Origin of the sequence: Paraplanobispora siamensis, from assembly GCF_016863175.1 — a bacterium.
GTDB classification, from domain to species: domain Bacteria; phylum Actinomycetota; class Actinomycetes; order Streptosporangiales; family Streptosporangiaceae; genus Planobispora; species Planobispora siamensis.
Window position 1 is genome coordinate 303,506 of record NZ_BOOJ01000032.1, and the last position, 8,432, is coordinate 311,937.

The following is an 8,432-nucleotide window of genomic DNA, read 5'->3' on the forward strand; positions in this document are numbered from 1 at the left end:
CGCGGCTGACCGGGATCTGTGCCGCGTCTGGCACGGGGCCGGGCGAGGGTGCATGGCGTACCTGCATATGAGGAGGAGAACCATGACCCTCGCCTTCGAGACCGAAGGACTGGTGAAACGTTTCGGGAAGACCACCGCGCTGGCCGGGATCGACCTGGCGGCCCGGCGCGGGGCGGTGCTCGGCGTGCTCGGCCCCAACGGCGCCGGCAAGACGACGGCGGTGCGCGTCCCGGCCACGCTGCTGCGGCCCGACGGGGGCCGGGCCGCGGTGGGCGGGCTCGACGTCGTACGGCACGCCGCGCGGGTGCGCCGCCTGATCGGCCTGACCGGGCAGTACGCCTCGGTCGACGAGGACCTCACCGGAATGGAGAACCTCGTGCTGATCGGGCAGTTGCTCGACCTGCGCCGCGCCGAGGCCGGGGCCCGCGCCCGGCGGCTGCTGGCGGACTTCGGGCTCGCCGAGGCCGCGGGCAGACCGGCCAGGACCTACTCGGGCGGCATGCGCCCGATCTCCACGACCTCACCGGCCGCCGTCACCTCCAGCGGGCCCAGAAGTCCGATCTCCACCCCGTCCCGTCGAGTCCCGGCGCGCATACCGTCACTGTGCCACCTGCGGGCCGGAACCGCGGCTCCGTCCGTGAGGAAGATCTCCATCCCGTCCCCGGTGAATCACCTCGGGCATTCCGGTTGTGTCCGGAGTGATGCACCGGGCGCAACCGGAATGTCTGCTTCTTTGAGGGTGGTCACCCGCTTGCTACGGTCGAATCGGCAGATCATGGACGCGCCCTGACGAGCGGCTCCCTCGAACCTCCGGCCTGCCGGGCGCGCCGCTGACCAGGAGCCCCGGAAAGGGGGACCCATGAACCAAGAGTCTCGCGCCGATGTCGCCGACGTACTGGCCGCCGCCGGACGTCACTGGGGCTGGATGCTGGCCTTCGGGATCGTCACCCTGGTGATCGGGATCATGGTGCTGGCCTGGCCCGACAGCACCCTCGTCGTCATCGCCGCGCTGTTCGGGATCCAGCTGGTGGTGGCCGGCATCTTCCGGTTCGTGCTCGCCCTGGCGGCCGACGACCAGAGCGGCGTCACCCGGGTGATGTTCGCCCTGCTGGGCGTGCTCGCGTTCATCGTCGGGCTGTACGCGCTGCGCAACATCATGGTGACGATCACGGCGCTGGCGCTGCTGCTGGGAATCTACTGGATCGTCAACGGCGCGGTGGAGCTGTTCACGGCCCTGGTGAACCGGGACGCGCACGGCAGGGGCTGGGCGATGGTGATGGGCCTGCTCGGCATCGTCGCCGGCGTGGTGGTGCTGGTCTATCCGGGGATGTCGCTGCAGGCGCTCCTGCTCGTGCTGGGCATCTGGCTGGTGATCCTCGGCGTGATGCAGATCTTCGTGGCGTTCCAGCTCCGCTCTGCCGGCCGTACGACCGCCAGGATCGCCCCGGCCGTGTGACGGGCCCGCGCCCCCGGCAGGGGAGAGCGCTCTCGCTCGAGGCGCAGGTCAGAGGTGATGTCCCTCCGGCTTTACCGGAGGTCGGGTGAGGGGAAGTTGATAACCTGCCCGTTCTACTGAGCACTGGGAGAGCGGAAGAATTGCGATTTGATGAGAGAGCGCTCTCCTGTACCTATTGACGTGCCGCCGTCACAACGTCAGGATCTGCTCAGTGCGGACACGGGGGGCCGCCCTGACCACTGCAGTTCCCCGACGAACGGATCTATTGATGATCAGACGTTTCACCCGCTCGGGTGCTCGCCGGAGCGGATTAGCGGCACTGGCGGGTCTCGCCGTACTGGCCTCGGGCGCCACCGGCATCCCCGGCGCGGCCGCCGAGACCGCGGCCGGCGGCCGGCAGCCGGTGGTCGGAAAGCCCGCTCTGGACGCCCGCGGCTGTGCCCGCATCGAAAAGAAGCTGCCCACCTTCTCCGAGTGGCCCAAGGTCGACAGCCGGATCAACAAGAACCCGTTCGACGAGAAGCGGATCGCCAAGATCCTCGCGGGCATGACGCTCGCCGAGAAGGTCGGCCAGATGACCCAGCCGGAGATCGCCGCGATCACTCCGGAGGAGGTCAAGCAGTACGGCATCGGCTCGGTGCTCAACGGCGGCGGCTCGTGGCCCAACCGCGACAAGCACGCCTCGCCGCAGGACTGGCTCGCCCTCGCCGACTCCTACTGGGACGCCTCGGTCGCCAGCCGGACGAAGATCCCCGTCATCTGGGGCATCGACGCCGTCCACGGCAACAACAACGTCTACGGGGCGACGATCTTCCCCCACAACATCGGCCTGGGTGCGGCCCAGGACCCGTGCCTCGTGCGCGACATCTCGGCGGCGACGGCCGAGCAGATCCGCGCCACCGGCCAGGACTGGGCCTTCGCCCCGACGCTCGCCGTCGTGCGCGACGACCGCTGGGGCCGTACCTACGAGGGCTTCTCCGAGGACCCGCGGATCACCCGCGCCTACGGATACGAGGCGGTCAAGGGCCTGCAGGGCAGGCACCCGCGCGGCATCGGCCACGACGGCGTCATCGCCACGGCCAAGCACTTCATCGGTGACGGAGGCACCCTCAAGGGCGTCGACCAGGGCGTCAACCCCTCCTCCGAGGCCGAGATGATCAACCTGCACGGCCAGGGCTACTACACCGCCCTCGCCGCCGGCGCCCAGAGCGTGATGGTCTCGTTCAACAGCTGGACGAACGAGGAACTCGGCATCAACGAGGGCAAGCTGCACGGCAGCAAGCGCGCCATCACCGACATCCTCAAGCTGAAGATGGGCTTCGACGGCCTCGTCGTCTCCGACTGGAACGGCATCGGCCAGGTCGCCGGGTGCACCAACGCGAGCTGCCCGCAGGCCGTCAACGCGGGCATCGACGTCATCATGGTCCCCAACGACTGGAAGGCGTTCATCGCCAACACGGTCGCCCAGGTCGAGAGCGGCGAGATCCCGATGGCCCGCATCGACGACGCGGTGACGCGCATCCTGCGCGTGAAGCTGCGCGCCGGCGTGCTCGATGGGCGCAAGCCCTCCAAGCGGCCCTTCGCCGGGTCGGCCGACGCCCTCGACGCCAAGCGGCTCGCCCGCGAGGCCGTGCGCAAGTCGCAGGTCCTGCTCAAGAACAACGACAAGGTGCTGCCGCTGAAGGCGGGCTCCAAGGTCCTGGTGGTCGGCAAGAGCGCCGACAGCCTGCAGAACCAGACGGGCGGCTGGTCCCTCACCTGGCAGGGCACCGGCAACACCAACGCCGACTTCCCGAACGGCACGACGATCCTCGGCGGCCTGCGCGAGGTGCTGGGCGAGGCCAACGTCACCTTCAGCGAGACGGCCGACGGCGTCGACCCCGCGGCCTACGACGCGGTCATCGCGGTGATCGGCGAGACGCCGTACGCCGAGGGCGTCGGCGACCTGTCCCGGCGCACGCTGGAGGCGGCCAAGCTCTACCCCGGTGACCTCGCCGTGCTCGACAAGGTCGCCGGCAAGGGCAAGCCCGTGATCACCGTCTACGTCACCGGCCGTCCCCTCTGGGTCAACAAGGAGCTCAACCGCTCCGACGCCTTCGTCGTGGCGTGGCTGCCGGGCACCGAGGGCGGCGGCGTCGCCGACCTGCTCGTGCGGGGCAAGTACCGCGAGGGCTACACCGGCAAGCTGTCGTACTCCTGGCCGAAGGGCGCCTGCCAGACGCCGCTCAACCCGGGCGAGGAGGGCTACGACCCGCTCTTCCCGCTGGGGTACGGCCTGCGCTACGGCCAGACCGGATCGGTCGGCACGCTCGACGAGACCGCGCCGCCGTTCGGCTGCGGCTCGCAGGGCGGCGGCGGTGAGGCCACCGAGGACCTGGAGCTGTTCAACCGCATCGACATCGCGCCGTACAAGAGCTTCATCGGCTCCGCCGAGAACTGGGGCGGCACCGAGATCGGCGCCGACGGCCAGGCCTCGCACGCCGAGATCGACGTCGTGCAGTCCGACGTCAACGTGCAGCAGGACGGGCTCAAGGCGACCTGGACCGGCATCGGCCCGGCCCAGATCTACATGCAGGACCCGGCGGGCGGCAGCGACCTGCGCGGCTATCTCAACGCCGGCGGTGCGCTGGTCTTCGACACCATCGTGCACCAGCCGCCGGCCGCCCGGACCGTGATCAGCGCCCACTGCGTCTACCCCTGCTTCTCCGAGGTCGTGGCGACCTCGCTGTTCCAGGGGCTGCCCGTGGGCACCAAGGCGACCGTGAAGATCCCCATCGCCTGCTTCGCGGAGAAGGGCCTCGACATGGAGAACGTCAACACGCCCTTCCTCGTCTACACCGAGGGCGCGTTCTCCGCGTCGTTCGCCAACGTCCGCTGGGTGCCGAAGGCGGCGTCGGATCCCGACGCCAGGAAGTGCTCGGACCTGACGTGAGGTCCGGTGCCCCGCCGCTCTCCGTGAGGGCGGCGGGGCGCCGAGCCGGAGACCCCGGTCACCGGCTCGGGAGGTCCCGGCGGAAGGCCCGGCGATCGGAGACCCCGGTCGCCGGGCGGTGGAGCCGGCGGACGAGAAACGCCGGGCCGTGGAGCCGGTGGAGGAAAAGCGCGGGGCCGGAGGGCGGTGAACGCCCTCCGGCCCCGTGTGGTCTACGGCCGGTCGCCGGGTGTGCCGGTCGGCCGGCTGTGCGGTCGGTTGTGCCGGTTGATTGTGCGGTCCGGCTGTGCGGTCGGGTTCAGGTGTGCGGGTCCGGCCGGGAGGTGTCCGGTCAGCCGTCGCCGAGGAGGCGGCCTCCGGCGTAGGCCGCGCCACCGCCGACGGCCAGGACGAAGATGAGGAACTCGGCGGAGACCCCGTCGGAGTCTCCGGTGGCCGCCGCGGCGGCGGCCACGGCTTCGGCCTGGGCCAGCTCGGCCTCGATGTCCGGCGTCGTGCCGGGGGTCCTGCCGAGGGTACGGCCCGGCGCGGCCGGGGTGCTCGCCGCCGCCGGAGCGGGCGGCGCGCTCGGAGCGGGCGTACCGGCTGCCGGGGTCTGTCCCGGCGAGGCGGGCGCGGACGGAGTCCCGGCTCCGGTGCCCGTGGCCGCCGTGTTTGCGGTCCCCGTGCTTCCCGTCGCGGTGTTCCCTGTCACAGGGTTTCCTGTCGCAGTGTTCCCGGTCACCGTGCCGGTGCTCCCGGTCGCGGGCTTTCCGCCCGGGGACGCCGGGGCGGTCTCCCGGGCCTTCGATCCGGTCGCCCGGTCACCGGTGGCGGCGGGGGTGCCGGAGGAGGTCTTCCCGGTGGCGCCCCGCGCGGACGACGACGCCCGTTCGGGTGTGGCCGCGGCGGACTGGGACAGGGCCACGGGCTCGGCCGGGTTATCGTCCTTGACCTTGTAGGCGCCGGTGGAGAAGGGCACCGGGTGGTTCTTCTTGCCCACGCCCGGACCCCACTTGGTGATCACGTAGTCGACCTTGATGTGCCCGGCACCGCCGTTGCCCCGCACGGTCAGCGTGTCCGGGTCGAAGGTGCCGCCGGTCAGCTGGGCGAAGGTCTTGGCGTCCAGGTCCAGCATGATGCCGCGGTTGGAGGGCTCGCCGGGGCCGCGGTCGCCCACGAAGAACGGGGCCTTCCTGCCCTTGTAGAGGACGTAGCCCTCGGTCAGCAGCGGCCAGGAGGGCGAGGCGGCCAGGCCCTTCTGCATGGGCTTGCCCGAGGCCGGCAGGCCGGTGTCACCGGCGCGGCCGGAACCGTCGTCCCAGTAGTAGGAGGCGGTGGTGGCGCCCTTGAGCATGACCTTCTGCCCGGTCTCCGCATGGACCGGACCGGCGGCCGCGGTCGCGCCGGCGGCCAGGAACAGGCCCAGGACGACGGCCAGGGCACGGGCACGGGCGGAACGGATGGCGGCAAGGGTCATCGATGAAAGCGATCCTTCCTGGTGAGGCGGGGACGTCCCGCTCCAGAGGGCTCCCGCTCGGAGGTCCGGGCCGGTGCGGCCGTCTGACCGGCCGTCCTGACCCATTCAGCCCGCCGGGCGTAGCACGGTGAGTGCGCAGGGGGTGCCGGACGGTTGCCGTCGGCGGAGCCCCCGCCTGTCGTGATGTGAGGGTGGGTGACGGTGAAGAAGCCACGACGGCGGGAGACGGCGCGGGCGGGATGCCGGACGGGGGCGCGATCCTTCGGCGCCGGCCGGTGCGCGTCGTCTCCGCTGCTCGCGCGGCGGATCCAGTAGAGCTGAAAAGGATATCACACATACCCTAGATGGGTATGTGTTATGCGTCACACTCCGCGACCGAGCGTGATCGTCCCTGCTCTCGGCCGTTCGTGAAGTACTGCCGTCATGCTAAATAACTGGATTCCATGACAAATAGCGGACATCCATGAGATACCGGAAGGAGTAGAGGAAGCCCTCAGGACATAGTGCTGCTCGCCGGGTCCATCTCCCGGCGCGGTGGCCTCCGGCGGTCTGTGCACGCCGTAGGCGCCGTCCCGCTACCGGGAGATTGGCCATCACGGTTATGAACGATCTTGATATGGACTCCCTTCTCGGCACGGGCGACGAGCGTCGCGAAGGCCGGCGCAAGCCCCGGCGGCGCCGCCGGGGAGGTTTCCTCGCCCCCATGCTCGCGCTGGTCGTGCTGGTCGGAGCCATCGGCGGCGCGGGCTACTACGGCTACCGCTGGCTCTCCGAGGCGATGAAGGTCGAGGACTTCACCGGCCGGGGAAGCGGCGAGGTGGTGGTACGGATCAAGGACGGGCAGAGCGCGGCGGACGTCGCCCGGCTGCTCGAGGAGAAGGGCGTGATCGCCAGCGCCCGCGCCTTCACCGACGCGATCGCCGAGGCGGGCAAGAGCTCCTCACTCCAGCCGGGGGAGTTCACCCTGCGCGAGCGGATGTCCGCCGCGGCCGCCGTCGACCTGCTGACGGACCCGGCCAACCAGAAGAAGCAGCGGGTGCTGGTCCTGGAGGGCTGGCGGCTCTCGAAGATCATCCCCGAGCTGGCCGAGAAGACCGGCAGGCCGCAGAAGGACTTCGAGACGGCGGCCGAGGACGCCGAGGCGCTCGACCTGCCCGGCTACGCCAAGGGCGGGCTGGAGGGCTACGCCTTCCCGGCGACCTACGAGGTCACCCCGAGCATGACGCCCGCCGACATCCTCGCGGCCATGGTCGAGCGCTACAAGCAGACGGCCGAGAGCGCCGGGCTGGAGTCGGCCGCCGAGGCGCTCGGCCGTACCCCGCACGAGATCATGACGATCGCCAGCATCATCCAGGCGGAGGCCGGCAGGCAGGAGGACATGCCGAAGATCGCCAGGGTCATCTACAACCGGCTGGCCCACAAGCCCCCGATGAAGCTGCAGATGGACAGCACGGTCTTCTACGGGTTGAACAGGTACGGCATCGCGGCCGGGGACAAGGACGTGAAGAGCCGCTCCAAGTACAACACCTACCGGTACCACGGTCTTCCCCCGGGCCCGATCGGCAACCCGGGCGACCATGCGATCGAGGCGGCCCTCAACCCGGCCGACGGCCCGTGGCTCTTCTTCGTGACGACGGACCCGAAGAAGAAGATCACGAAGTTCACCGACAAGGAGTCGGAGTTCTGGCGGCTCCGCGATGAGTTCAACCGAGCGAGGGGCGGTTGAACGGCTCGCGTCCCCGCCGATGACGAAGGCCCCGGTCCTGCGGAGAGGACCGGGGTCGTGATGCGCGGAGCGTCCCCGTCACCGGAGTGCGCTCCGGGCGGGGACATCGCCCGCGTCAGGGGCGGAGCGCCGCGAGCTGCTGCTCGAACGGGATGACCTCATAGACCTGGCCGGTGGCCGCGGCGGCCGGGCGGCGGCGCACCAGGTCGGCCAGTTCCTGGGCGGCGCGGGTGATCCGGGCGGAGAGGCCGTCGGTCCGTTCGTCGCCGGCCGTCCCCCAGTCCTCGGAGGCGGCGAAGACCGCGGTGGGCACGACGAGCGCGCGCAGGTAGGAGAACAGCGGGCGCATCGCGTGTTCGAGCGCCAGCGAGTGCCGGGCCGTCCCGCCGGTCGCGGCGACGAGGACGGGCTTGCCGGTCAGCGCGGTGTTGTCGATCACGTCGAAGAACGACTTGAACAGCCCGCTGTAGGAGGCGGTGAAGATGGGCGTGACGGCGATGAGGCCGTCCGCCTCCGTCACCGCCTCGATCGCCTCGCGCAGCGGGGCGGCCGGGAACCCGGTCACCAGGTTGTTGGCGATGTCGGAGGCCAGCTCGCGCAGCTCGATCACGCGCACCTCGACCGGCGCCTCCTCCGCGAGGATCTGCCTGGTGGCCTCCGCCAGCCGGTCGGCCAGCAGGCGGGTCGAGGAGGGGCGGCTGAGACCCGCCGAGACGGCCACGATCTTCAGGGGTTCCATGTGCGTGTTCTCCGGGGGACGATCGACGGATTGGAAGGAGCCGGTACGGCAACCGGCGGGGTGGTTCGGGACGGGAAGCCGACCGGGGCGGGTCAGGACGGGGCCGGGGCGGCGCTGTCG

The 8,432-nt window shown here is 70.8% G+C and carries 5 protein-coding genes and 1 pseudogene; 4 read left to right on the plus strand and 2 right to left on the minus strand.

What is annotated here, in order from left to right:
- Positions 1 to 82 precede the first annotated feature (82 nt).
- The 3 genes and pseudogenes from Psi01_RS20330 to Psi01_RS20340 form a co-directional block, all read left to right on the plus strand.
- A pseudogene (locus tag Psi01_RS20330) lies at positions 83 to 505 on the plus strand (ATP-binding cassette domain-containing protein); the annotation flags it as partial.
- 354 nt (positions 506 to 859) lie between these two features.
- On the plus strand, positions 860 to 1,456 hold the full coding sequence (locus Psi01_RS20335; protein WP_204065617.1) for an HdeD family acid-resistance protein: 597 nt from the start codon (positions 860 to 862) through the stop codon (positions 1,454 to 1,456).
- Positions 1,457 to 1,724: 268 nt separating this feature from the next.
- Positions 1,725 to 4,388 (plus strand): glycoside hydrolase family 3 N-terminal domain-containing protein, encoded by a 2,664-nt coding sequence (locus Psi01_RS20340; RefSeq protein ID WP_204065618.1) that lies wholly within the window; start codon positions 1,725 to 1,727, stop codon positions 4,386 to 4,388.
- A 331-nt stretch (positions 4,389 to 4,719) separates the two neighbouring features.
- Here the strand turns inward: Psi01_RS20340 and Psi01_RS43420 are convergent, their stop codons facing one another.
- Positions 4,720 to 5,847: a hypothetical protein gene (locus Psi01_RS43420; RefSeq protein ID WP_307819249.1), complete on the minus strand. Its 1,128-nt coding sequence runs from the start codon at positions 5,845 to 5,847 to the stop codon at positions 4,720 to 4,722.
- Between the two features lie 601 nt (positions 5,848 to 6,448).
- On the opposite strand from Psi01_RS43420, the gene mltG reads away from it, so the two are divergent.
- Positions 6,449 to 7,573 carry an endolytic transglycosylase MltG gene (gene mltG / locus Psi01_RS20350; RefSeq protein WP_204065619.1) on the plus strand — a complete coding sequence of 375 codons (1,125 nt, stop codon included), beginning with the start codon at positions 6,449 to 6,451 and terminating at the stop codon, positions 7,571 to 7,573.
- 115 nt (positions 7,574 to 7,688) lie between these two features.
- On the opposite strand, the gene Psi01_RS20355 is transcribed toward mltG, so the two are convergent.
- A complete protein-coding gene (locus Psi01_RS20355; RefSeq protein WP_204065620.1) occupies positions 7,689 to 8,312 on the minus strand; it encodes an FMN reductase in 624 nt (207 codons plus the stop codon).
- Positions 8,313 to 8,432 lie beyond the last annotated feature (120 nt).